General features: G+C 57.4%; 17 protein-coding genes. 11 read left to right on the forward strand and 6 right to left on the reverse strand.

The genetic code is table 11. From position 1 onward, the window contains the following. Positions 1 to 24 precede the first annotated feature (24 nt). Complete coding sequence (locus LJD29_RS14080) at positions 25 to 1,425, forward strand: APC family permease (RefSeq protein WP_446742176.1); 1,401 nt, start codon at positions 25 to 27, stop codon at positions 1,423 to 1,425. Positions 1,426 to 1,637: 212 nt separating this feature from the next. Here the strand turns inward: LJD29_RS14080 and LJD29_RS14085 are convergent, their stop codons facing one another. Continuing rightward, complete coding sequence (locus LJD29_RS14085; RefSeq protein ID WP_446742177.1) at positions 1,638 to 2,426, reverse strand: IclR family transcriptional regulator; 789 nt, start codon at positions 2,424 to 2,426, stop codon at positions 1,638 to 1,640. 220 nt (positions 2,427 to 2,646) lie between these two features. Here LJD29_RS14085 and LJD29_RS14090 point away from each other — a divergent pair, with 220 nt between their 5' ends. From LJD29_RS14090 to LJD29_RS14110, 5 genes are read left to right on the forward strand one after another with little or no spacing between them, the layout of a single operon-like run. Beyond that, entirely contained in the window at positions 2,647 to 3,738 is a 1,092-nt protein-coding gene (locus LJD29_RS14090) for a Gfo/Idh/MocA family protein (protein WP_446742178.1), read from the forward strand. A 2-nt stretch (positions 3,739 to 3,740) separates the two neighbouring features. Beyond that, positions 3,741 to 4,976 carry an ABC transporter substrate-binding protein gene (locus LJD29_RS14095; RefSeq protein ID WP_446742179.1) on the forward strand — a complete coding sequence of 412 codons (1,236 nt, stop codon included), beginning with the start codon at positions 3,741 to 3,743 and terminating at the stop codon, positions 4,974 to 4,976. Beyond that, entirely contained in the window at positions 4,973 to 5,722 is a 750-nt protein-coding gene (locus LJD29_RS14100) for an SDR family NAD(P)-dependent oxidoreductase (RefSeq protein WP_446742180.1), read from the forward strand. Before LJD29_RS14095 ends, LJD29_RS14100 begins: the two co-directional genes overlap by 4 nt. 25 nt (positions 5,723 to 5,747) lie before the next feature. Continuing rightward, positions 5,748 to 7,049 carry an L-fuconate dehydratase gene (locus LJD29_RS14105; protein ID WP_446742181.1) on the forward strand — a complete coding sequence of 434 codons (1,302 nt, stop codon included), beginning with the start codon at positions 5,748 to 5,750 and terminating at the stop codon, positions 7,047 to 7,049. Beyond that, positions 7,046 to 7,891, forward strand: a complete 846-nt coding sequence (locus tag LJD29_RS14110; protein ID WP_446742182.1) for a fumarylacetoacetate hydrolase family protein — start codon at positions 7,046 to 7,048, stop codon at positions 7,889 to 7,891. Before LJD29_RS14105 ends, LJD29_RS14110 begins: the two co-directional genes overlap by 4 nt. Positions 7,892 to 7,921: 30 nt before the next feature. Here LJD29_RS14110 and LJD29_RS14115 read toward each other — a convergent pair whose 3' ends face one another. After that, complete coding sequence (locus LJD29_RS14115) at positions 7,922 to 9,613, reverse strand: alpha-L-fucosidase (protein ID WP_446742183.1); 1,692 nt, start codon at positions 9,611 to 9,613, stop codon at positions 7,922 to 7,924. A gap of 268 nt (positions 9,614 to 9,881) precedes the next feature. On the opposite strand from LJD29_RS14115, the gene LJD29_RS14120 reads away from it, so the two are divergent. Continuing rightward, on the forward strand, positions 9,882 to 13,448 hold the full coding sequence (locus LJD29_RS14120) for a TonB-dependent receptor (protein WP_446742184.1): 3,567 nt from the start codon (positions 9,882 to 9,884) through the stop codon (positions 13,446 to 13,448). Positions 13,449 to 13,613: 165 nt separating this feature from the next. Next, on the forward strand, positions 13,614 to 15,467 hold the full coding sequence (locus tag LJD29_RS14125) for a glycoside hydrolase family 35 protein (RefSeq protein ID WP_446742185.1): 1,854 nt from the start codon (positions 13,614 to 13,616) through the stop codon (positions 15,465 to 15,467). 15 nt (positions 15,468 to 15,482) lie between these two features. Here the strand turns inward: LJD29_RS14125 and LJD29_RS14130 are convergent, their stop codons facing one another. The 4 genes from LJD29_RS14130 to LJD29_RS14145 form a co-directional block, all read right to left on the reverse strand. Beyond that, on the reverse strand, positions 15,483 to 16,688 hold the full coding sequence (locus tag LJD29_RS14130) for a hypothetical protein (RefSeq protein ID WP_446742186.1): 1,206 nt from the start codon (positions 16,686 to 16,688) through the stop codon (positions 15,483 to 15,485). Then, on the reverse strand, positions 16,685 to 17,881 hold the full coding sequence (locus LJD29_RS14135) for a twin-arginine translocation signal domain-containing protein (RefSeq protein WP_446742187.1): 1,197 nt from the start codon (positions 17,879 to 17,881) through the stop codon (positions 16,685 to 16,687). The genes LJD29_RS14130 and LJD29_RS14135 overlap by 4 nt, the downstream gene beginning before the upstream one ends. A gap of 77 nt (positions 17,882 to 17,958) precedes the next feature. Further along, positions 17,959 to 18,105, reverse strand: coding sequence for a hypothetical protein (locus tag LJD29_RS14140; RefSeq protein WP_446742188.1), 147 nt, complete (start codon positions 18,103 to 18,105; stop codon positions 17,959 to 17,961). Positions 18,106 to 18,299: 194 nt separating this feature from the next. Continuing rightward, positions 18,300 to 19,025 (reverse strand): GntR family transcriptional regulator, encoded by a 726-nt coding sequence (locus tag LJD29_RS14145; protein WP_446742189.1) that lies wholly within the window; start codon positions 19,023 to 19,025, stop codon positions 18,300 to 18,302. Positions 19,026 to 19,383: 358 nt separating this feature from the next. Between LJD29_RS14145 and LJD29_RS14150 the strand changes: the two genes are divergently transcribed. Genes LJD29_RS14150 through LJD29_RS14160 form a run of 3 tightly spaced genes read left to right on the forward strand, consistent with a single transcriptional unit; the run spans position 19,384 to position 25,253 of the window. Further along, a complete protein-coding gene (locus LJD29_RS14150; protein ID WP_446742190.1) occupies positions 19,384 to 22,707 on the forward strand; it encodes a TonB-dependent receptor in 3,324 nt (1,107 codons plus the stop codon). A 34-nt stretch (positions 22,708 to 22,741) separates the two neighbouring features. Beyond that, on the forward strand, positions 22,742 to 24,181 hold the full coding sequence (locus LJD29_RS14155; protein ID WP_446742191.1) for a sodium:solute symporter family protein: 1,440 nt from the start codon (positions 22,742 to 22,744) through the stop codon (positions 24,179 to 24,181). Further along, the gene (locus LJD29_RS14160; RefSeq protein WP_446742192.1) at positions 24,168 to 25,253 is read left to right on the forward strand and encodes a P1 family peptidase; all 1,086 of its coding nucleotides are present in this window, start codon (positions 24,168 to 24,170) and stop codon (positions 25,251 to 25,253) included. Before LJD29_RS14155 ends, LJD29_RS14160 begins: the two co-directional genes overlap by 14 nt. Positions 25,254 to 25,262: the final 9 nt, after the last annotated feature.

Here is a 25,262-nt window from a genome sequence, read left to right on the forward strand (position 1 = left end):
ACAATCCGGCAAGCCATGGCTGAAATGAGTTCCCCATCGAAGCTTCAGCGGCAAATCGGGCTGGGCAGCGCTGTCTCGATCAATATGTTGAGCATGATCGGCGTTGGCCCGTTCATCACGCTGCCGCTGGTGGTGATGGCCATGGGTGGTCCGCAGGCCATTCTCGGATGGGTGCTTGGCGCGGTCATTGCCATCTGCGACGGGCTGGTGTGGGCGGAACTGGGCGCGGCAATGCCTGAGGCCGGTGGCTCGTATGCCTTCCTGCGCGAGATCTACGGACGCGATGGCGCGGGAAAGCTCGTCTCGTTTCTCTACATCTGGCAGCTTGGCTTTACTGCTCCGCTGTCGATCGCTTCAGGATGCATCGGGCTGGCGCAGTATGCGGCTTATTTGTGGCCGGGGTTGAATAAGCCGTGGCACGTGGCTGGGCATTCCGTTGCCTTAACGAGCATGATTGCGGCTGGTAGTTGTGTGTTCGCGGTCGTGTTGCTCTATCGCAACCTGAGCGCCGTTACGCGCATTGCCTGGGCGATTACCGGAGGCGTTCTGCTGGCGATCGGCATGACGATTTTTGCCGGGGCCTCGCATTTTCACCCCGGCTATCTGAAGTTGCCTGCAGGAGCGTTTGCCGCGACTCCGGCTTTCCTTAAAGGGCTGGGAGCGGCGACGCTGCTGGCTACCTACGACTACTGGGGCTATTACGCTGTCTGCTTCCTGGGCGGCGAGGTACGCAGGCCGGAGAAGACCATTCCGAGGGCAATCCTGCTTTCGATCGGGGTCGTGGCGGCTCTTTACCTGTGCATGAATGTCAGCGTGCTTGGCGTGATTCCGCTGCAGGAACTGATGCATTCGGGATCAGTGAAATTTGCGGTGGTGGCGACGCTCATGGATCGCACCTTTGGCGCGACCGCAGCGAAAGTGCTCTCGCTGCTGGTGATGTGGACGGCGTTTGCATCGGTGTTCTCTTTGCTGCTGGCTTATTCGCGTGCGCCGTATGCAGCGGCGGTGGACGGAAACTATTTTGGGGCGTTTGCGCGGCTGCACCGGAAGCATGGTTTCCCGACGGTTTCGCTGCTGGCGCTGGGTGCGGTGGCGACCCTGTTCTGCTTTTTCGACTTATCGAGCGTAATCGCTGCGCTGGTAGCGATTCGCATCCTGCTGCAATACATGCTGCAGCAGGTTGGAGTGATCATGCTGCGAGCGCAGCGGCCGGAGATGCCGCGCCCATTCCGGATCTGGCTCTACCCATTGCCGCCTTTACTGGCGCTGACGGGATTTGTCTTTATCGTCTTTTCGCGGCCGCATGCTTCGCGGGAGCTGCTCTTCGCTGTAGTGGTGGCCGTGGCAGGCACGCTGCTTTACCTCGTGCGGGCATTGCGGCGGCGAGAATGGCCGTTTCGGCCATCTCGTTCGGAGATGGCTTAGCCGTCGGAGCATGCTCTCCGCACACTGTTTTTTCACCGCGAAGACGCGAAGAACGCAAAGAAAAGCCGCGAAGGACTTGCTTGTGGGGTCCGTCCTTCCTGACGGTGAGAGGAACGGCAGGTTTCTCTCACCGTCAAGGAATGACAACTTTAGAGGGTGCGTCTTTAAGTGCAGCAGAGCAGCAGCAAGGCGGAATTCGATGGCTGCTGCCGTTATTTCTTTACGGCTACCGCCGGTTGTGGAACGCCGCCGATGGCCTCGCTGAGTTTCGCACTCGCCGTGCGCAACGCGGTGTGGACGGCCTTGGGGGTCGTGGTGTCTTCCATGCGAGCCAGGTAGGGTACGGTGAAGGCCGCGGCGGCATAGCCGTTCTCGTCGAGGACGGGGTAGGTGATGTTGATGACACCTCGGATCTCGTAGCTGGCGCGCTCTTCGAAGCCCTGCGCTTTGATCTTGGTCAGGTGCTGGTTCAGATCCTTGGGCACCTTGTGGCCGGTCTGCTCCTGCCATTGGGCGATGGCGCGGTCGCGCTGCTCCTCGGGAAGGTGAGCGAGGATGACGTGGCCTGTTGCGGCGTGCATAAGGTCGACGATCGATCCGGTTTTCACGTAGAAGCCGGGACTGATAGGCGAATCTGCCTGAGCGATGATGACGATCTGTCCGCGCTCGAGTACGCCCATGTGGCAGGACTGGTTGATGGCGTGAACGACTTCCTGCATGATGGGCAGTGATTCGGTCACAAGACGCTTGACCGGCGGATACTCGGTTGCCATGCGGAAGATCTTCAAGGTCAGGTGGAAGCGTTCGTCCTGCTCGGAGCGGGCGATATAGCCGCGTTCTTCCAGGCAGAGCAGCATACGGAAGATCTCAGAGACGGTCCGGTTCAGCCGCCGCGCTACGTCGCTCTTGTTCAGCCCTGCAGGTTCCTGCGCGAAGAGTTCCAGGATGTCGAGCCCTTTTTCGAGCGCAGGTGTAGGGTAGCGTCTTTTAACCTTTTTCAATGTGTTCGTGTCCCAAAGCGTTATCTTGCTGAAAGAATGGGTGGGAAGTCACGAGAATTGTAACGCGGCAGGCAAAGAGATACGCAACTTCCTTCGCGTCGTCGCCTGTAAAAACGTATTTTGTTGTATAAAATAGCATCGCTTTCTTTCCCGATCTTTTCACCGTCTAGCGACTTGATGGCCTGGGAGAAGGAAGCATCGTTGTCTTCGAAGCTTGAGCATGATGAATCTGGATCTGGAAAATCGACTGCAGGCGGCTCTGCGCGAGGCCGTGCCTCCGCTCCCTGGAGAGCCTCGCCCCATCATCATTATTGGAGCCGGCGGTATCGTGCAGCATGCTCATCTGCCTGCTTATCGGAACGCGGGTTTTCCGGTTGCGGCGCTGGTGGATGTGAGCCAGGAGAAGGCAGCGGCACTGGCGCGTGAATATAGCATTCCGCTGGCGACGGTTTCTGTTGAGACCGCCATCAGGACTGCTCCCAGGGATGCGATCTTCGATCTTGCGGTGCCCGCCGGTGCCATTCTGAAAGTGCTGCCCTTGTTGCCGGATGGAGCGGCGGTGCTGATCCAGAAGCCGATGGGGAACACCCTCGAGGAAGCGGAACAGATCCTCGAGATATGCCGGAGCAAGGGATTGACGGCGGCTGTGAACTTCCAGCTGCGGTATTCAAGCGTCATGCTGGCCGCCAAGAAGATCGCAGAGTCAGGCGCCCTCGGACAGATCCATGACATGGAGGTGGTGGTGAGCACCTACACTCCATGGGATCTCTGGGACTTCCTGGCTACTGCTCCGCGGCTTGAGATTCTGTATCACAGCATTCACTATGTTGACCTGGTGCGGGCCTGGTTCGGCAATCCGCAAAAGGTGCTGGCGCGCACGGTGAAGAATCCGCAGATGCCCAGTCTATCTGCGACCAAGAGCGTGATCGCGCTCGACTATGGCGACTGGAAGCGCGTCTACATTGCGACCAATCATGGCCATCTCTACAAGGACTCGCAGCGCAGTTACGTGCAGTGGGAAGGAACCGAGGGTTCTCTTCACGCGGTTATGGGGCTGAACCTGGATTATCCGAAAGGCGTGCCTGACTCGCTGCGGTTTGCTCCTGCCGGCGGCGAGTGGCAGACCTTGCCGACGACGGGCAACTGGGTTCCGGACGCATTTGCGGGGTCGATGGGAGCACTCCAGGCATACGTGACCGGGGAGATCGACCATTTGCAGTCCAGTGTCGAGGATGCCATCGACACGATGCGCACGGTTGAAGCAGCATATATCTCGAACGAAGAGGATGGCGTATCCATCCAGCGGAGATAAGAATGGCAGAGACGAAGCTGCGAGTTGCTGTAAGGGAGTTCAGTGATTTTGAGAACGCGTTTGCCGAGCAGATTGCACTCTATCGGCAGGCGCACCCGGACGTTGAATTTGAGGCAGTTCCTTTCGACGTGCACAGTCTGCACGCCGAGCTGTTCAAAAAAGACGGTCTCAAGCGCGGCACATGGGATATTGGCTTTATCAGCACGGACTGGACGGCGGAAGCGGTGGAGACGGGTTCGGTCGTGAACCTGAGTCCATACATGAGCGCCAAGCCTGTTGCGGACTGGCCCGAGGGATGGGCTGCCTCGATCACAGAGCCGCTGATATTCGACGACGGACTCTATTCCCTGCCATGGCACGATGGCCCGGAGTGCCTGATTTATCGGCGCGACCTTTTCGAAGATGCTTCAGAGCAGGAGGCTTTTCGTAATCAATACGGTTACGAATTGAAGCCGCCCAGGACGTGGAAGCAATTCACCGACATCGCGAAGTTCTTTACGCGCCCTGAGAAGGGGCTGTACGGCACGCTGATTGCAGCCTTTCCGGATGGCCATAATACGCTGTACGACTTTGCGTTGCAGGTCTGGAGCCGGGGCGGAGAACTGACCGATGCGAATGGTGTTCCGCAGCTGACTTCGAAGGCTGCGTTAGATTCGCTCGAGTTTTATCGCCGTACGATTGCGGATGCGTCCTTGTGTTATCCGGGGTCGGCCGAGCTGGACTCGACCCGCTCCGGTGACGTGGTGTTGAGCGGATCGATTGCAATGATGGTGAACTGGTTCGGATTTGCGGCGCGCTGCGATCGTCCTGGATCCCCGCTGCAAGGCAGGATTGCCATTGCTCCCATACCCAGTGAAGAAGGCGTGACTTCGGCCTCGCTCTCGGTCTTCTGGACTTTGGGGATTGGCTCAGGTTCGGAGCAAAAGCAGGCCGCGTACGATTTTCTGCACTTCCTCACTTCAGAGGAGCGCGATCTCGGAATCGTAAAGCACGGCACGGTTGGAGTGAGGCTGTCGACATGGCGCCATCCACAGCTGCGGCAGGAAGTGCCGGTTTACGGCAAGATCGAGGAGATTTCTCTCGGAGCGCGCAAGTTGCCGCGCAGCACGGCGCTTGCGAAGTATGCGGACGTTTTGAACGATATGGTTGTTGAGGCGCTGACAACCAGTGAGTCTTCCATAGATATTTTGACCCGCGCGCAGCAGCGCGTGGAGAAGCAGGGGATCTTACTGAAATGACACAAGAGGCATTCCGTCTTGACGGAAAATACGCGCTGGTGACCGGCGGTGCAAGCGGCATCGGAGAGGCGACCTGTCGCGAACTGGCACGGGCAGGAGCAGTCGTCTACGTTGCCGATATCAATCTGGAAAAGGCAAAAGAGCTCGCGTCTCAGCTGCCGAATGCGAAAGCGTTGCACATGGACGTGACAGACATATCGTCAGTGGAAGCCGCGGCGAAGATCGAGCAGCTGGACATTCTGGTGAATAACGCCGGAATCGCTCATGTTGGCGACATTGCGCACTGTGAGCCTGACGACTTTGACCGGCTGATGACGGTGAATGTGAAGTCGGTATACCTGGTGACGCGTGGATTCCTGCCGTTGTTGCTGGCAAATCACGGATCGATTGTGAACATCGGTTCGGTGGCTGGCCAGGTGGGTATCAAACAGCGCTTTGCTTACTGCACGACGAAAGGCGCCGTGCTTGCAATGACACGCCAGCTTGCGGTGGAGTATTCGAAAGAGCTGCGAGTGAACTGCATCTGCCCGGGCACGGTGCAGACGCCATTCGTAGAAGGCTATCTCGAGAAGTACCACGCTCATGAGAAAGACAAAGTACGCGCAGAGTTGAATGCACGGCAGCCGGTTGGCAGGCTGGGCAAGCCCGAAGAGATCGCATCTCTGGTTCGCTATATCTGCTCGAAAGAAGCAGAGTTCATGACAGGTTCCCTGGTCAACATCGATGGTGGATGGACCGCAGCGTAGCGTTTTTTTAGGAGGATGATTTCGCTTGAGCGAATTGAAAATAACCAATGTACGAGTGATCGATCTTCGCTTTCCGACTTCAAGGGAAGGCATCGGCTCTGATGCCGTCAATGCCGACCCTGATTACTCTGCCGCCTACTGCATTCTTGAAACAAACCTCGGCCTGACGGGATATGGCCTCACTTTTACTCTGGGCCGTGGCACGGAGCTTTGCGTGGAAGCCGTGCGCTATCTCTCGCGTTACGTCGTCGGCCGCACCCTGAGCTCGCTGACCGATGATCTTGGCGCCTTCTATCGTCAACTGACAACGGATACCCAGTTCCGCTGGCTAGGTCCGGAGAAGGGTGTCATTCACCTCGCGACCGGTGCGCTGGTGAATGCTGTCTGGGACCTCTATGCACGCGCAGAGCAGAAGCCGCTCTGGAAGCTGCTTGCGGACATGGAGCCGGAAGAGATTGTCCGTGCTGTGGATTTCAAATACATCACGGATGCGCTGACTCCTGAAGAGGCGCTTGAGCTGCTGCGCGCACGGCGTCCCGGCATGGAAGAGAGGCTGGCCGAGCTACAGAAGACCGGCTATCCCGCTTACACGACCTCTGCGGGATGGTTTGGCTACAGCGATGAGAAGATCATCCGGCTGTGCGATGAGGCTCTCGCTGAAGGCTGGACCCACTTCAAGCTGAAGGTGGGCGGTGGCGCGGAAGACGATCTTCGCCGCGCGCGGCTTATGCGCAGCCGTATCGGCGCAGATAACAGGCTGATGATGGATGCGAATCAGCGCTGGGATGTCGATGAGGCGATCGAACGGACGACACAACTGGCCGAGTTGAACCCCTGGTGGATGGAAGAGCCCACCAGTCCCGATGACATTCTCGGTCATGCCCGCATCCGTCGTGAAGTGCCAGGTGTTCGCGTGGCAACGGGAGAGCATTGCCAGAATCGCGTGATGTTCAAGCAGTTGATGCAGGCCGGCGCAATCGATGTATGCCAGATCGACAGCTGCAGGCTTGCGGGTGTGAACGAGAACATTGCTGTCATCCTGATGGCTGCCAAGTTCAACATCCCTGTGTGTCCACACGCCGGTGGGGTGGGGCTATGTGAATACGTGCAACATCTCTCCGCGTTCGACTATCTGCGGGTTTCCGCGTCGCTCGAGAATCGCGTCACCGAGTTCGTCGATCACCTCCACGAACACTTTGTTGACCCTGTACGCATTCGCAACGCACACTATCTGCTGCCGGAAAAGCCGGGTTACAGCGCTGAAATCTTCCCGGAGACGCTGCGCGATTACAGCTATCCGGATGGAAAAGTCTGGAGAAATGCATGAAGGTTGTTACATATTCACGTGGCGAAGAGTCGCCGCGCGCAGGTCTTCTGGTCGACAATCAGATTGTCGATCTGTCGGCGCAGTTTCCCTCCGTCCTGGCATTGATCCAGGGCGGTGAGGCCGCTCTGGAAGAAGCGAAGAAGCAGCTGAGCCCTGGAGAGAAGGTTCCGCTCGCAGATGTGAAGCTGCATGCCCCGCTGCTGGCTCCGCCACGTATTTTCTGCATCGGCCTGAACTATCGCGACCACGCGATCGAATCGAAGATGGAGATTCCGAAGACGCCGACAGTGTTCTTCAAACTGTCGTCCGCACTGATCGGCTATGGCGCTGCGATTGAGCTTCCCACGCTTTCAAAGCAGCCGGACTACGAGGCGGAACTGGCATGTGTGATCGGCAAGGGCGGGTATCGCATCGCCGCCGCCGATTGGCAGGAGCATGTCTTCGGCTACACGATCCTCAATGACGTGAGCGCGCGCGATGTGCAGCTTTCGACCTCGCAGTGGACGATGGGCAAGAGCTTCAATACCTTTGCTCCATTAGGCCCTGCCATTGTTACAAAAGACGAAGTGGCCGATCCGCACACGCTGGACGTGAAGCTCTCGATCGATGGAGAAGTGTTACAGCACTCGAACAGCCGTGAGCTGATCTTCAAGCTGCCCGATCTGATCGCTTATCTCTCGTCGATTGCGCCGCTGATGCCTGGCGACATCATCAGTACGGGAACGCCCGCTGGCGTGGGGCTGGGACGCACTCCGCAGCGTTGGCTGCGCGCAGGCGAGACGGTGACAGTAGAGATTGACAAGCTTGGGAAGCTTGTCAATCCCGTAGTCGAAGGCAAGTAACGCGAGTGAAAGTAGCCCGGGCCGGGCAGATCAGAGCTTCTGCAAGAGGATCTGTCCGTTTGCCGCGCCAACCACCGTACCGGAGATTTCGACTTTTTCGTCTACCCCCGTAATGTCAATCAGCAGGCTGTCTGCCTGACCCTTCATCGGCTTTACGAACTTCGATTCCTCCACCCCATGCAGCTTGAGCACGACGTTCTGCACTGCCGTGACCTTACCTGTTGTCGGAATGAAGTGGAGGCGATACTGAGCGGCTGCCTTGATCTGCGAGGTCAGATCGAGGGAGAAGTGGTGTTCCTTCCAATCGCCTGCAAGGTTTGACGCCCACGCTTCTGCAGGGGCGTTCCAGTCCGATGGTGGCGGCGCATCGATGTTGTAGACAGCCAGTGTGCGAACCGCTGGCAGAGCAGCAGCCTGCGTCGTTACTAGACGCACTGCTTCCACTGTCACGGGCTTCACGGGCTGAATGCGTTTATGGCCCACTGCGCTGCCGGTGCCTAATGGCTGCCATGCGCCGGAGACGCGTCCTTCGAGCTTGTACTCGCGGATGCGCTCGCCCCTGGTGGTGTCCTCCTGCAGGATGACGGTATCGATGCGCGCCGGTTTATCGAGCTTGAGGGTGATGGATGAGCCGCTGCCGTGTGTCTCGGCAATGGGTCTGGCGAAGCGCCGCTTCAGTTCCTGTCCGAAAGCTTTTGCGGAGGCGGCATCTTTGTCCGAAAGCAGTCCATGGCGATTCGCGGGGATGTTCAGCAGCAGTTGCGCGCCGCGCCCTACGGAACGGTAATAGACGGAGAACAGCTGCTCTTCGGTGAGAACTTTGTTCTCGTTGTCGGTGTGCCAGAACCAGTCGGGGCGGCGAATCGAGACGTCGACCTCATTGGGCATCCACACATCGCCGTTGGGGTTGCTGTTGAGCGATGTTGCCACGCCTGTCTCGGCGTCAGCCCGGTCGATGCCGTTCCAGCAGGGATAGGGTGCGAAGCCGTGCTCGTTGCCGACCCAGCGAATGCTTGCCTGCGGTCCCTGGAAGATGACCGCGTGCGGCTGGTACTGCTCGATAAGATCCTTTACCGGAGTAATGGTCGAGCCGTCGAACCAGATTTCTACAAGCGGACCATAGCCTGAGAAGACCTCCTTCAGTTGCTCGCGATACATAGCGTCGTAACGCTTTTGCATCTCGGGCGTCTTGCAGATGCCGCCTGTGGTCGCGCCGAAGTGATCGTCGCGGGGGCAGACGTAGACGCCGAGCTTGAGGCCGAATTTCTTACATGACGCAACGACCTCGGCCAGGACATCGCCTTTGCCGTTTTTCCATGGGGTGTTGCGGATGCTGTAGTCGGTGGTTTGGGTCTGCCACATGCAGAAGCCGCCCTGGTGCTTGGCGACGAAGACAATGTATTTCGCGCCGAGATCTACAGCGGTCTGAGCCCACTGATCGGTGTTGAGTTCCTTGGGATCGATCTTCGAAAGGGGAGTCGAGAGGTTGTCGGACTCGACGTCCTGCCAGGTGTTCGGCGCAAAGTGCACGAACATGCCGATTTCCATGTCCTGCCATGCGACCTGCTGCGCAGAAGGAATGGCAACTGCACGCATGGAGCCGGAGGCGATTGCCCCGTTCTTCGTTCCCGGCAACGGACTTGCGTGGAGAGATTTTGCTGCGATGGAGACGATGCCAGCCTGGAGGCTGCCGCGGAGGAAGCTACGCCGATCCTTATTCACACCACCAAATATACATTCTGTGGCATGGCGGAATTCACTGGGGATTTGAACGAAACGTTGCGAGAAAGTGGGCGAAGCATTTTGTTTATAGGGGGTTTAATTGTTTTTATTGACAAACAATATTTTTCGCCTAATAATTTGCAACATTCATACGAATTTGTGCACAAGTCACCAGCACGATTCAAGGCTCTACTTTTCTAGTTCTGACGAGGCAAGGATGCAAAGAAAGAGATTTTCCTGTCGCGCATGTGTGTTGTGGGCATGCCTGTTGTCTGTCGCAACCCTATCGTTCAAGGCTCCAAACGTTTTCGCGCAGGTGGATCAGGGATCGATCACCGGCGTGGTCACCGATACGACCGGCGCCGTCATTCCCAATGCGAGCCTCACACTGGTGAACACCGATACTAACTTCACGCTGGTTCGAAAGAGCGGCGGGTCGGGCGACTACGTTTTCTCGCCCATCAAGATCGGCAATTACAGCCTGACGGTGGTCGCTGATGGCTTCCAGAAGATTGTCCGGGAGAACATTCACGTCAGCGTGAGCCAGACGGTTGGCGTGAACCTGTCGCTGCAGCCCGGTGCTGCGTCGGAAACTGTGACGGTTACGTCTGCGCCGGAGCTGCAGACGGAGCAGGCTTCGACCGGCCAGGTATTCGACACCAAGCAGATCAACGACATTCCACTCAACGGCCGCGATTACGTTTTTGCAGCCCAACTGACGACCGGTGTAGCCGCCCCGAACCAGGGCTTCCGGCAGGTGGCCGGTGCTGGTGACTTTACCTCGAACGGCGGACGTGTATCCGAGAACAACTTCATCCTGGATGGCGTCGATAACAACTCGAACATGCAGGACTTCCTGAACGGTGCTACCTATGCTGTTCGTCCGCCGCCGGATGCTCTCGCCGAGTTCAGCGTGGAGAGCAGCAACTATAGCGCAGAGCTGGGGCGCTCGACAGGCGCGGCTGTCAACGCGTCGATCAAGAGCGGTACGAACCAGTTCCATGGAAGCCTGTGGGAGTACTACCGCAGCGATCGCATGGCGGCACTCGATTACTTCTCCACACAGAGCAATGCATACCACATGAACCAGTTTGGGGCGACCCTGGGCGGTCCCGTCTGGAAGAACAAGATCTTCTTTTTTGCCGACAGCCAGGCTTCGCGCATCTCGAATTTTGTTCCGCCCCAAGCGAACTACACCGTTCCAACTGCTGCCGAGCGTACGGGCGACTTCACCCAATTGCTGAACGTCGCGAATCTGAACGGTGTGTCCGACAATCCCATCCACCTCAATCTTCCTGGTGGCACTCCCACCAACAGCGATGGAAGTGCGATTCCAGGATCGACGCCACGTTACCTCGCCTGCAATGGTGTGCAGAATGTTGTGTGTGCTCCCAACCTGATCGCTGAGAAGATTCTGAACCTCTATCCATTGCCGAACCAGGGTGTAGCGGGATCGGTCTACCACAACTACACCGTGCCAGCCACAGCGACGACGAACAACACGGTGCAGTACGACATCCGCGTGGATTACAACTTCTCGCAAAGCGACCAGATGTTCGGCCGCTACAGCTATTCAAACAATCCCACCACCTATACTCCTCCCCTCGGCATTCTCGATGGCGGTGGTTACGGCGCCGATGGTACGAACCAGAACTACGGTAAGAGTGGCGTCTTCAGCGAGACGCACTTCTTCAGCCCGACCTTGTCGAACGAGTTTCGCCTGGGCTTTAACTGGCTTTTTGCTGCTGCCCTGCAGCCGGGAAGCAATACAAATGTAGCTGCCGAGTATGGAATGGGAGGAATTCCATCCGGACCTAGCCTCGGTGGTTTTCCCGCGATGTCCTTTCAAGGGTCGCCCACGCAGGGAGCGGGTCTAAGCTCGGTTGGCGTGCCCGGATACGAGCCATCTTCCGAGAAACAAAACGTCGCCGAGTTGATTGACAACGTCTCGAAAGTGCTTGGCAACCATACGATCAAGACGGGTATTAACTTCCAGCACATCCGCTTCTATGGCCTGCAGCCGCCGAACGGCATCGGTTCGCAGAACTACACCGGCCAGTACACGGCTGACCCCAGCATGCCCAATGTCATTACCGGATGGGGAGCTGCTGACTTCCTACTCGACGACATGAACAGCTCGAGTCTGAACACAGTAACCCCGTTTACGGATCTGCGTTACTACTGGTCTGCATTTGTGCAGGATGACTGGAAGGTTACGCCGCGTCTGACCCTGAACCTTGGACTGCGCTGGGAATATTCGCAGCCCTTCCGCGAGTTGAACAATCACCAGGCAAACTTCTTCGGAACGTATGCAGGCATGAACCAGGGAACCGGTACGTACCTGATCCCCGCCGCGCAGGAAAACTATCCGATCGCTCCGGCGCTGCTTGCCACGCTGGCTGCAGACCACATCAACATTCAGTACACGAACAACAACTATCTCGTGAACCCGCACCGGCTGAACTTTGCGCCACGTATCGGTCTCTCTTACATGGTTGATCCGCGTACGGTGCTTCGTGCTGGCGGCGGCATCTTCTATGGTGGTCAGGAAAATGTTGGTCTCGGGCTGAACCTTGCCAACAACGCTCCGTTCTTCGTGAACGCTTCGTTTGTTCCCAACCCCGATGAGTGCAACAACATCAGCGGCACCGTGACCTGCCCGACGAACGGCCAGACTCTTGAAACGGGCTTTGGAGCGGCGGCGAACGATCCGAATGCTCTTGCGAATGCCGCAGGCGTGGGCGCTATCTACGCACAGGATCAGGACGACAAGACCGCTCTGACCACGGCCTATAACCTGACCGCGCAGCATGCGATCACGAACACGCTGTCCTTCACACTGGGTTATCAGGGCAATGTGAGCCGTCATCTGCGGGCCAGCTATAGTGCCAACACCTATCCGGGCTTCATTCCTGTCTCGGTGTCCAACAGCCAGAATTATCAGCCTTTCCATGACTTCTCAATCACGAACGTGACGAATGGCGGTATTGCCCGCTATGACTCGCTGCAGGCGAAGATTGAGAAGAAGTACAGCAACGGTCTCTATCTGCTTGCCGGTTACACCTGGGCGCACTGCCTTGACGATGCTTTCGGTCCGATCGGTCAGTCGGCGTATGGCGGTTACAGGAACCCGAACCTCCTCGGTATCCGTTACGATTATGGAAACTGCACCCAGGATGTTCGCAATCGCTTCACGATCAACGCGGAGTACGAACTGCCCTTCGGTAAAGGCAAGATGTTTGCCAATAAGGGTGGGATGACGAATGCGGTTGTCGGTGGCTGGAAGGTGAACGGTGTCTTCCAGGCGCAGAGTGGAGACCCGATCTTCCTGAATTCCAGCAACCAGGGCGGAAGCTATCCGATCAAGATTGGCGATCCATTCGGCAAAGGGAGCATGCTAAGCGCTGCCCAGCAGCAAGTATTGCAGCCCGGTTTCAATTGCGCCACCAAGACGAAAACACTGCAGCAGTGGTTCAACCCTTGCGCTTTCATCAATCCGCCTCAGGTCACGCTCGGGGCTACTGACCCAAGCCAGAACCTGATTAACGTCAACAGCGCGGGCCTGCAGCCTGCTGGCCCGAAGGGACGCGTCGAAGTGCCCGGACCGGGCTTCAACCAGTTGGATATGTCACTCTTCAAGACGTTTCCGATCAAGTTCCATTCGTCGGCTCTTGAACTGCGTGCGGATGGCTTCAATGTCCTGAATCACCCGACATTCTCCAATCCTGGAAACAGCCTGACAAGCTCTCAGGGACAGGCTGTTACAGCAACTCGCTTCTCCGCCATCATTCCGGATGCGCGCGTGATCCAGGTTGCCGCTCACCTCGTCTTTTAAACCTCCTCACCCTGGCATCTCCGTCTCATTTGAGGCGGAGATGCCTTTTCCTTTTTGTCTGAAATGTCGTGCCGGAGTTTGTTCTTTCTCTAGTTACAAATAAACTTTGCAGGTGATTCCTGGCCTCGGCTTACACTTGAAGCAATAACGACTGTGGAGTTTCTTTTGAGCAAACGCGTCTTTCGTTCGTCTCTTCTGCTCGCCGCTTCTTTGGCGCTTGGTTCCTCCTTGCAGATTCATGCGCAGGTCTCCGGTCCGGATGGGCATCCTCATACATTCGGCGTGGATGGCGATCACTTCGCGCTGGATGGAAAGCCGTTCCAGATTATTTCCGGGGCTATTCATTACGAGCGAATTCCACGCGCGTACTGGCGCGATCGTTTGCGCAAGGCCAAGGCGATGGGACTCAACACGGTAGAGACGTATGCCTTCTGGAATGCGCACGAAAAAGAGCTGGGCAAGTTCGACTTCTCTGGGCAGAATGACATTGCCGAGTTCATTCGTGAGGCACAGCAGGAGGGCCTTTACGTCGTTCTGCGTCCTGGCCCTTATGCGTGCGCGGAATGGGAGTTTGGGGGGTATCCTCCGTGGCTGATGAAAGACCCGAAGATGGTCGTGCGTTCTTCCTATCCCGGATTCATCGATGCGGTGCGTTCCTATATGCAGCAGCTTGCAGCGCAGACTGCGCCGTTGCAGATCGGCAATGGCGGACCCATCATTGCCGTGCAGGTGGAGAATGAGTACGGCTCTTATGGCGACGATCACGCCTACGTGGAGCAGATTCATCACATTCTTGTCGATGCCGGGTATACGAAGGCAATGCTCTACACGGCGGACGGAGCGGACGTACTTGCTGCCGGAACGCTTCCTGAGCTGCCTGCGGCAATCAACTTTGGCGTCGGCGACGCGAAGCGCTCCTTTGCGCTGCTCGATAAGTTCCGCCCGAACACTCCCCGATTTAACAGCGAGTACTGGGATGGCTGGTTCGACCACTGGGGGCATGCGCATGAAACGCGCGGAGATGACCAGCAGGCGCAGGATCTCGAATGGATGCTTTCGCGCGGATACTCAGTCAACATTTACATGGTGGATGGTGGGACGAGCTTTGGCTGGATGAACGGAGCTAATATCGACGATGGCCAGTATCACCCTGACGTGACGAGCTACGACTACGACGCGGCGATTGCAGAGAGCGGTGAGCTGCGTCCGAAGTATTTTCGGTTTCGCGACATCATCACCAAGGTTACGGGCGTGAAGCCTCCAGCCCCGCCTGAGCCGATTAAGCCGATCGCGCTCGCTGCGATCCCGCTGAATGAATCGTCGTCTTTGTGGAAGGATCTACCGACGCCTGTTCATGCAAAGCAGCCTTTGACGATGGAAGCAATCGATCAGTCTTACGGTTACATTCTCTATCGCACCCGGCTTCACAAGGCTGTGACGGGAACGCTGTCTCTGCCTGGCGTGCATGACTATGCCCAGGTTTATGTGGACGGTGTTTTGCAGGGTACGGTCGATCGCCGGCTTGGGCAGACGAGCGTTGAGCTCCATGCAGCGGGGGGAAAGAAGCATGCGCAGCTGGACATACTGGTTGAGAATACCGGGCGAGTGAACTATGGAAAGAAGATCAACGGGGAGCGCGCGGGTTTGCTGGAGACTCCATCACTCGATGGGAAGAGCCTGCAGGGTTGGGACATTTTCCCGCTCCCGATGAAGTCGCCGCAAGAGCGCGCTTACAGTAAAGAAGACTGCACTGGGGCCTGCTTCTATCGGGCGAGCTTTCAGGTGGAGCAGCCGAGCGATACTTTTCTCGATACCGGAAAACTCAATAAGGGCATGGTCTGGATCAACGGTGTCCCGCTGGGACGTTTCTGGAACATCGGGCCGCAGCGCACGCTTTATCTGCCGGGGCCCTGGCTGCGGCCGGGTGCGAATGAGATTGTAATTTTCGATCTCAATGCCGAACCGGGAAGAAGTGTGGAGGGGCTGAAGACGCCTATTCTTGATGCTCCGGTGAAATGAACGCGGGCTACCGCTTCATGCGGAGATAAGAGACAGCAGATCGCTCATTGTCATTGGCGTGGATGCTTCCACGCCGCGTGTGACCGACGGACCGGCAACAAAGGCTTCGTTCCTGTCTTCTACCCAGGCCAGGAACGAAGCCTTTTCTCCGCCGGGAATCTTTTGCATCTGCAGATAGGCGTAAAAGGACGCCATATCTGCATCGATGAGCGAACCTTCCGGATCCGTCTGCACCGCAACGGCCCGCGACTCAATCATGTCGTTGATGGAAGCCTGCCGGCGGCGAGGCGCGAATCGCAGGAGCAGTGTGGATGGCTGCGCTCTGCGCAGCACTTCGATTCCGGCGGCCTGCATAAAGCTGGTGCTGTAGATCTGGGTGCCTGAGCCGGTGGTGAGCAGCGATGTGTACAGATGCTGTAAAGGCAGGTCCGGGGTAATCCGGGCGGCGCCCAGCGCCTCAGGGCTCAGATGGTTGAGGCGGGAGCTCAGCATCTCCGGGCCTGTGCCTTCCTGCACGGCCTGATCCATCGCTTTCATTACGGCGTCGTCGATCGGCTGGAGCTGCGGATAGGTAAAGTGTGTGATCTGCGACGCCTGTTGCAGTGGCCAGGGATCGCCGCCGTCGATGTACCAGTGAGCGTAGGGCTGCGGAACCGAATGGGCACGTTTCTCGATGGCCGCGAGAAGCGCTTCGCGGGCTCCCTGCGCCCGTAGTTGTTGTACGTGCAGGCCATCGTTACGCATTCGTGCAAACAAGGGATAGGAGGATGGCGGCGCATCTCGCCCGATGATTGCCATAACCAGAGCAGGTTGTTCTGGGACAGGCGGCGCGGGAAATTTACCGAAGAGCTCCTGCACTGCGGCGTGGTAAAGGTCGATCTGGCGGGATTGCCACAGATAAGCCGACAGCGCTTCGATAAAGCCCTTGGGGTCGTTTAGCCAATCGAATTGCTCAAGCGCAGGGGAGATCGCAATCTTTTCGAAGGCTGCGAAAATCTTCCCGGATTGATCACCGTTCGGTTGGCTCATCCAGTCAAGCTGGCGCTGTAATGCTGCACGTTCGGGCGGAAACTGCCAGCTGTAACTCTGTATCTGCTCGAGATAGCCGGGTAACAGCATCAGCGGCGTGGCTCGGAGCAGTGTGAGGTGCTGCGCCGCGAGTTCGCGGCTTTCAGGCGTGTAGCGCTGGAACGAGTCCGTGGTGAGAGAGGCCGGCTTCATAGCAGCTCCGTAATCGGGCGGCCAGTGCTGAAGGGCGTATCGAATCCGTAGAGTGAGGCTACGGTTGGGGTGAGATCGATCGATTCGATTGGACGAGAAACGATTGTGCCCGGTCTTGTACCTTTTCCGAGGGCCAGCATCCACGTCGTGCGGGCCATGGGGCTGCCGGTACGGTGATGCTGGAAGCCATTGCCTTCTCCATCAGCATCGCGGCCGAAGTCGGGCATGATCATCACGGTTGTGCGGTCTTTATATTCCGGGTTTGCTTCCACTTCCTGCCAGAGCTCCGCGCAGAGGCGGTCGGCACGCTGGATAGCATCGAGATAAAGCGAATAGGCTCCGCTGTGAGCAACATCGATGTCGTGCAAGGTGATGAAGAGCAGGGATGGCGCAACCTCGCGCATTACCTGGCGAGTGATGAACAGCGACAGTTCGTCCGGGCTTGAGAGCGTGCGCGAATGCGCGGTGAACTCATCGAGCGAGAGCTTCAGCGTCTTTGCGATTTCTTCCGACTCTATCTTGCCCGCGGCGGCATCCTGAGCAGCGTCGTCTGAATGATAGGGAGATTCGTAACTGTCATGGAGCAGTGCGTTGTAATCGCGCAGCGTGTGATTATTTGCTGCTGCGGCATACGTCAGGAGGCGCTTGGGAAGAATGACCTGCGCCCCGTACTTCTTTCCATAGGCCGCATGGCTGCTATTCCCGATGGCCTCGAAGCCGTTGCTTGGAGCGATGACCCATACATCCTTGGCCGGACGCTGCAATCCCCTGCGGTAGTACTCAAAGAGCGTAGGGTTGGCAGGACCTTCTGCCACGAAATTGTCAAAGGTTTCGTAGCATCCGGAGGCGATGCTCGATGTGGCCACATAGTGCCCCAGGATACCGCGGTTTACGACCTGCGAAAAAAACATCCCCTGCGGAGCGAGCTCCTGCATCATGTGCGGGATATTGCGTTGCCCTTCCACCGAGAAGGTTTCTGCATCGCGAGCGCCGCCACCGAAGGTAACGATGATGGTCTTGCGGGATGTGTCGGCTGTCGCTGCGAAGAGACGCTTGGGCTTGAGTGCCAGGCTCGCCGCTCCTGCACCGAGCGCACCACGTAGAAAGTCGCGACGTGAAAGCCCTTGCTGTCGGCTGGCTATCGACCAGGAACGGAAATCTGCAAAGGGCTCGATCTCGAAACCGCTCTTCAAGTTCGTCTTCCTTATTCCCAGCCGCCCGTTCGTCAGCGTAACGGACATGGCGGGCAGGGAATGATAATGCTTCTATTTTATTGAAAGTTCGTCTTGTTTAGCGGGAAATCAGCCGATTGCGCAGGAAACAGCCAGACCTCTGCTACCTGCAATCCGCGCCCGCTGCCGCCCAACCCGGCTGGTCGCGTCCACTTGAGGTCGAGCACGCCCTGGGCTGTAGCCACAGGGGGAATGTCGAACTCCAGTGTCTCCGGATTGTTCCTGCGGTGAAGGAGTGCATAAGAGCACTGCTCGCGCAGCTGGAGAAAACAACGATTGCTATACGGGAGAGGGACTTGAAGCGCAAGACAGAGAGACTCACACGGGCAAGGATAAAGCAGTCTTGCCGCGGCTTTGCTCCAAGTCGATAGCTGGTGGGTTATTGCGTGTTCTTTGTAGAGCGGCGGCCCGGCGATGCGATGGTGCCGGCAACGCTTGCGGTGTCGAAGACGGCTTCGCCAAATCGGATTGCGTCCATCAGCAACTTGCTGCTGCGATCCATTGCATTCCGGATGTGCGTTTCGGCATGCTGGCGCGCCTCGCCTGCATTACGGGCGCGCATGGCATTCGCCATGGCGAGATGTTCCGCAGCCAGTGCCTGCCCGTAGGAGTCCAACGGGATGCCCAGGTAGAAGAATCTCATGAGCCGCACGTGCACGTTGCCGATGACCTCATGCAGCCTGCGATTGCGCGTGCACTGCGCAATCAGGGAATGCAGTTCGTAATTCTTCTGGACGAACTCGCGATAGCTTTGCTTGTCATCGAGCCGGTACTCATAGTGAGCAAGGCGCAGGATCTTTTCCAGCTCTTCATCCGTTGCGCGCTCGGTTGCCAACGCTGCCGCTTCCGGCTCAAAGATCAGCTGCATCTCTTCAAGATCCTTGAACTCCGAAACAGATAGAGGTGTGACCATGTATCCGCGAAAGGGAATGATGCGGATGAGTCCTTCACGTTCCAGGCGGCGGCATGCTTCCCGCACGGGTGTGCGTCCGGCGTTGTAGAGGCGTCCCAACTCGGCCTCGGAAAAAGACTTTCCCGGCGTCAGTTCGCACTCGACAATGTCCCTACGAATCTTCCGATAGAGCGGTTCTACTACGCCTTCCATAAAACCTCCGAGGGCAAACCGGTCATCCCCTCTGTCGCCGTATTCAGGATAAATGCCGACGCTTGGAATCCATAGTGTGTACAGTTCGGAGCGATCTGTATACCGAATGTCCGGTTCTGGCTGGTGCCCTCGATGAAGCCTTTGACAGCCTGCGAAATAATTCTTATCTTGCTCAAAATAGGGCGCAAAGAGCGTCTTTTCGAGCCGTAAGTATGTTGTGATTCTTCTGTAGCAATTGTTCTGTTCCGTTTGAGGTTATGTGTCTTTGGCCGGTCGAAAACAAGGCAGCCCGTCTGTATGGCTCATGCTCCGCGAAAGTCTACGCAGGCCGGTCTTTGCATTTCTAGCAGGCACTCTGGTGGCTTTTCCTCTATGGGGGCAGGCGGTTGGCAGTGTCAGCGGCGTTGTGACTGATCCCGGGGGCAGCCTGATCCCTAAAGCTCATGTCCGGCTTATCAGCCTGGATACGGGCGAGACCCGCGATGTCGATGCAGCGGACGACGGGATCTATGTTTTCAGTCTCGTCGCACCCGGCGTGTACAGGGTGCAGGTGACGGCTCAAGGTTTCAAAGCTGATCTCATTGACCACGTCATTGTCCAGGTGAACTCGACAACGCGTGAAGACGCGCAGCTCTCCGTTGGCGCAACCAGTGAAGAGATCACGGTCGCGGGCACTTCCCCACTGGTTGAGACAGGGAACGCGACACTGGGTACTGTGATCGACCACGAGGAAGGCGTCGATTTACCGCTGAATGGAAGGAACTTCGCGCAACTGGGAACGCTTATTCCGGGTGTGGTCGCAGCTCCTGCCAGTCTTGGTGGATTGAACGGCAACGCGACGCCGGGTGGCTTCGGCAATTCGACCGGCAGCTTCAACGTCAACGGCATGCGGAACCAGTCGAACAACTTCCTGCTCGATGGGGTGCCAAATAATGATCCTTTCAACTCGGGATTCGTAATGCGGCCTCCGCCCGACTTCATCGATCAGTTCAAGATCATCACGCATTCGTATGAAGCCCAGTATGGACGCAATGCTGGTTCGGTCGTTAACGTGGTGACACGCGAGGGGACAAACACCTTTCGCGGAAGCATCTGGGAGTTCAATCGCGAAGCGGCGCTGGCGGCAAAGAACTACTTCTCCGCAGGTGCGAAGCCTGACTATCTGCAGAACCAGTTCGGTGGAACGATTGGGGGTCGCATCCTTCGCGACAGGTTGTTCTTCTCTGCCTACTATGAGGGGTACCGCGTTAAGGATGCGACCAGCAATACACTGTCGGCGGTGGTGCCGACGGCGGCGGAACGTATGGGCGATTTCTCCAGTGTCTCGACACCGGTGATCGATCCGCTTACAGGAATGCAGGCCACGTACGGAGGCCGATTGAACGTCTTCGATCCGGCCCGGGTCAGCGCGGTCAGCCAGTACATCTACAGCCATTACATTCCGCTGCCTGATCCGGCGTGCAGCGCGACCCTGACTCTTTATTGCCAGGCGCAACCGAACATTGATAATCGCAACACCGCTGGAATCAGGCTCGATGGCAGGCTGGGAGATCACAGCCTCATGGGACGCTTTCTCTACTCCTACCAGAATCTCTTCGGACCAATTTCTCCTTCGAACTTTGCGCCTGCGGGGAACAGGCAGGTCATGAAGATGTTCGATGCGATGGGGTCTGACACCTGGACGATTCACTCGAACCTGTTGAACGTGGTTCGTTACGGCAGGCAGTGGATCGATGGTCATCCGAACACGACGAGCGGGTTGAATCTTCAAACAGTGGGATACGATTTCACTTCAACAAGCTCTGAAGCGGTCGGACTACCGTATGTTCTGGTTACCAGCAACTTCAGTACGGGCGACGCCCAGCAGCCTTTTGCGTATCGTGCCAACAGCGTCGATACAATCTCTGACGATCTGACGTGGACGAAGGGCAAGCACACCTTCCAGTTTGGCGGAGAGTTCCGCCGCGACTGGATCAGCCTGCTCTACATCAACCGGCCAAACGGCGCATTTACCTTTACGAATTTCTTCACCGGGAATTACCAGGCAGACTTCTTTCTCGGCGTTCCATATGAGTTTCAGCAGGGATCTGGCGATCCTTCTCTGATTGGATCGTCGTACACGTATTCCGCTTACGGGCAGGACCAGTTTCGTTTGAATACGCACCTCACCATCGAGGCAGGCGTTCGCTATGAAGTGAATCTGCCATACGCGGAAGCGGATAATCACCTTGCTGCTTTCCATCCTGGCCAGCAGTCCACCATTGAGCCGGCCGCGCCGGCCGGGCTTGTTTATCCGGGTGACGCCAACACGCCACGGTCCACGTATTACGCGGACACGAACAATGTCGCGCCGCGCCTCGGTATCGTCTACGATCCAACGGGCAATGCGAAGACGGTGATTCGCGCGGCATGGGGAATCTTCTTCGATAGCGTTCCGGGCCAGGGAGATTTCTTTCAAAGCGGCACGCTGGCTCCGCCATTTCAGCCGCTGCAGGAAGTGGATTTCTACACGCGGGCAAAGAGCGCTGCGTCATCAGCGTATTTCTCCAGCCCTTACACGGGTATAGCAGTGACGCCTGATGGATTTCCGCCGAACCTTACTTTTATCGGCTGGACTTTGCCGCATTCTTTCCAGACACCGAGCGTGCAGCAGTACAACCTGAGCGTCGAGCAACAGCTCGCGCGGCAGGTCGCATTTGAACTGGGTTATGTCGGGAGCAGGGGCAAATACCTGCCTATATTTATTGAAGCTAATCCCACGCTGGCGACTCTCGCCGGAAGCGCGGCGTCGACGGCCTATTCGAATGCGTATACGGCGGGTGCCAGGCTCATGGGGAGTGCTTTCGGGCTTGTGCGTCCGACGTTCTCAGCAGCCAGTTCCTGGTATGACTCGCTGCAGGCGAATCTGAATGTGCGCGCCTGGCATGGCTTGCGGCTTACTGCTGCTTATACCTGGAGCCGTTCTATTGACGATGTATCTGGCCTCAATATCGGTACGGATTCGCGTCCTGTGCTGCCGGTAACAATTGGCGATTCATCTTCTATTCGCGCGGCAATGGTGCGCGAGCGCGGCAACTCACTCTTCGATACCCGCAACCGTTTTGTGTTGAGTCTAGGCTATAAGCTGCCGCAGTTGAATGGATCACGCAGGGCAGAGCGGCTGGCGCTGGGAGGGTGGCAGCTGAACAGCATCTTTCAGGCACAGTCGGGCAATCCCTTTACCGCAGTCAACGCGTCCACCACTGCCCAGTCGCTTACGTTCCGCCCCAATTTGACCTGCAATCCGAATCATTACAAGGGAAGGAAAGCGGGCGCATCGGATTTCTATATCAACGTGTCCTGCTTTTCATTGCCAACGGTAGCGACCGGGAATAGCACGCTGATCGACAACAGCCACTCGGGGAATGAACCTCGTGGAGTGATCGTCGGCCCGGGCTTCGAAGATACCGATGCGTCGTTGTTCAAGGTGTTCCATGTGCGGGAGAAACAAGCAGCTGAATTTCGCTTCGAGGTATTCAACGTGCTTAACCAGCCGCATTTTGCGCAGCCCAATCTTACTTTTGCGGCCGCATCCGGATCGAACATCGCTTCAAGTGCAGCGTCTGCGACCTTCGGACGTATTACATCGACCGTAGGCAACGACTCCCGTGTCGTGCAGATAGCTTTCAAGTACTCTTTTTAGGGATCAGGCATCAACTTAGATCTGACACTGCTATATGAATCTCTACCTGGTTGCTCTAACGATTTACTCGCTCTTCCTCATGGGCATTGGCCTGTGGACGAGCCGGCGCGTACGCAACTCTTCGGACTTTCTTGTGGCTGGCCGTAGTCTGAGTGCCGGCCGCATCTTTGCGACATTTCTTGCCGCGAATATTGGCGCGGGATCGACGGTCGGTGCTGCAGGGCTCGGCTATCGCTTCGGATTGGCCGCCTGGTGGTGGGTTGGGTCCGCCTCAATCGGCTGCTTCCTGCTGTCGCAATTCGTCGGCCCGAAGATATGGCTGCTGGCGAAGCAGCGCGGCTTCACCACACTGCCAGAGTTCCTGGAGTTCCGTTACAGCAGAAGCGTCCGCCTGGTTATCGCAGTGCTGTTCTGGTTTGGCGCTTTGGCGATTCTTGCAGGCCAACTCATTGCCATCTCCTGGATTCTGCATACGATTGCGGGCATTCCCAAGTGGGAGGGCTGCGTGATTGGCGGCCTGGTGGCGATCGTTTACTGCACTGCGGGCGGCATGATGGCGTCGTCATTCGTCAACATGTTCGAGCTTGTCGTCACCATGTCGGGGCTGTGCCTGGCAGTTCCTTTTGCCTTGCATGCGCTCGGCGGCTGGGGACATCTGCACGCCGCGGTGTTGAGTCATGCCGCCAGCCCTGCCGCGGCAAATGCACGTTTCTCTCTCACCGGCGCGGGATTGAAGCAGATCCTTGCATGGGTAGCGATCCTTGTTCCATCCTTCATCATCTCGCCCGGCTTGCTGCAGAAAGTTTATGGAGCACGCAGTAGTGAAGCGGTGCGTGCGGGTGTTGGATTGAACTCGTTATGCCAGGCCGCATTCGCGTTTGTTCCGCCTATGCTTGGGCTTTGCGCCTTCGCTGCATTGCCGCATCTGGCGAATCCCGAGCTTGCCCTGCCGAGTGCCATGCAGATGCTCTTACCGAGGTGGTTGAGCATCTGGACCCTTGCGTCGATCTTTTCCGCGGAGTTGAGCGCGACCGACGCGATCCTGTTCATGCTTTCCTCTTCGCTGGCGGTTGATTTTTACAAGTCGTTTCTTCGCCCGGAGTTGTCTTCTTCGGGCCTGCTGAAGATCAACCGCATCTCCACCATCGTTGCCGGAGTGTGCGGAATTCTGCTTGCGATCGAATTGCCTTCAGTAATCGCCGCAGTTGCCATTTTTTATGGATTGCTCGCCGTGGTGCTCTTTGTCCCTGTTCTTGCCGGCCTGTATTCCTCGCGCACACGCGCCGGCACTGCGCTGGGAAGCATTGCCGTCGCCTTGGCTGTGGCAGTTACGGTCATGGTCGTGACGCATGGAAAGGGCGTAGGTCTCTTTTCACCACAGATGATCGGTATTCTTTCGGCAGTTGTTGTCACTCTTGCGGCGAACCTTATTTTTCCCGCACGCGAGAGAGGAGAAACACATGAAGCGCCGTGATTTTACGCGAAGCCTTTTATCCGTTCCTCTCGCTGCTGCAATTCCCGCGGTCTTTGAGGGTGCGGTGCTTGCAGAGTCGAATGCATTGCTTCCCGGTGGCTCGATCACCGATGTGCCGGGCCTCAAGGCCGGCCACTACACGCTGAAAGAACGCCCTACCGGTTGCACCGTCGTGATGTGTGAGAAGGGTGCGGTGGCGGCGGTGGATGTTCGGGGCTCGGCGCCCGGTACGCGCGAAACGGACCTGCTTAACCCCATCAATGCTGTGCAGGAGGTCAATGCGATTCTGCTGTCGGGAGGCAGCGCATACGGCCTCGATGCGGCGAGCGGCGTCATGCGCTACATGGAAGAACACGATGCCGGTTTCAGGATCGGCGGCGGTGTCGTTCCGATTGTGCCTGCTGCAATCCTGATGGATCTCGGTGTGGGAGGCTTCAGGCCTCGTCCGGATGCGGAAGCCGGCTATCATGCATGCGTTGCAGCCTCATCCGGTCCGCTCGCTGAAGGTAATGTGGGCGCAGGTGCCGGCGCGACCGTAGGGAAGATGTTCGGCCCAAAATATCGCATGAAGAGCGGTCTCGGCACGGCGAGCGTGAAGATCGGCGACACCGGAATCGTGGTTGGCGCTGTGGTTGCTGTGAATGCGGTCGGAGATATCATCGACCCGCAAACAGGAAAGATTGTCTGCGGGGCCCGATCCGAGGATGGCAAAGGGTATCGCAATACCATGAACGCCATCATGGGCGGCTACCGTGTCGTGCCGTCGCCTGGAGCGAACACCACCATCGGCATCGTCGCAACGAATGCTCCATTCACGAAAACGGAGATGAACAAGATCGCTCAGATGTCTCATGACGGCTATGCGCGTGCGATCAATCCGGTTCACACCATGTATGACGGAGATACGATCTTCGCCATGTCAACAAAACTGGCGAGCGTCAAGGCGGATGTGACAGCCATCGGAGCGATTGCGGCAGTCGTTATGTCACGGGCCATCGTCCGCGCCGTGATGGCCGCCGACAGCATCCCGGCGCTCGATCTGCCTGCGTGCCGGAACTATCCGAAGGAATGATAGTAGATA

The organism is Silvibacterium acidisoli (assembly GCA_022870745.1).
GTDB lineage: Bacteria > Acidobacteriota > Terriglobia > Terriglobales > Acidobacteriaceae > Silvibacterium.

What these genes read in the sequence shown, in the direction of transcription:
- LJD29_RS14160 (WP_446742192.1), top strand. Translation starts at nt 24,168, where the DNA reads ATGAAGCGCCGTGATTTTACGCGAAGCCTTTTATCCGTTCCTCTCGCT.
- LJD29_RS14090 (WP_446742178.1), top strand. Translation starts at nt 2,647, where the DNA reads ATGATGAATCTGGATCTGGAAAATCGACTGCAGGCGGCTCTGCGCGAG.
- LJD29_RS14145 (WP_446742189.1), bottom strand. Translation starts at nt 19,025, where the DNA reads ATGGAAGGCGTAGTAGAACCGCTCTATCGGAAGATTCGTAGGGACATT.
- LJD29_RS14130 (WP_446742186.1), bottom strand. Translation starts at nt 16,688, where the DNA reads ATGAAGCCGGCCTCTCTCACCACGGACTCGTTCCAGCGCTACACGCCT.
- LJD29_RS14080 (WP_446742176.1), top strand. Translation starts at nt 25, where the DNA reads ATGAGTTCCCCATCGAAGCTTCAGCGGCAAATCGGGCTGGGCAGCGCT.
- LJD29_RS14155 (WP_446742191.1), top strand. Translation starts at nt 22,742, where the DNA reads ATGAATCTCTACCTGGTTGCTCTAACGATTTACTCGCTCTTCCTCATG.
- LJD29_RS14100 (WP_446742180.1), top strand. Translation starts at nt 4,973, where the DNA reads ATGACACAAGAGGCATTCCGTCTTGACGGAAAATACGCGCTGGTGACC.
- LJD29_RS14095 (WP_446742179.1), top strand. Translation starts at nt 3,741, where the DNA reads ATGGCAGAGACGAAGCTGCGAGTTGCTGTAAGGGAGTTCAGTGATTTT.
- LJD29_RS14110 (WP_446742182.1), top strand. Translation starts at nt 7,046, where the DNA reads ATGAAGGTTGTTACATATTCACGTGGCGAAGAGTCGCCGCGCGCAGGT.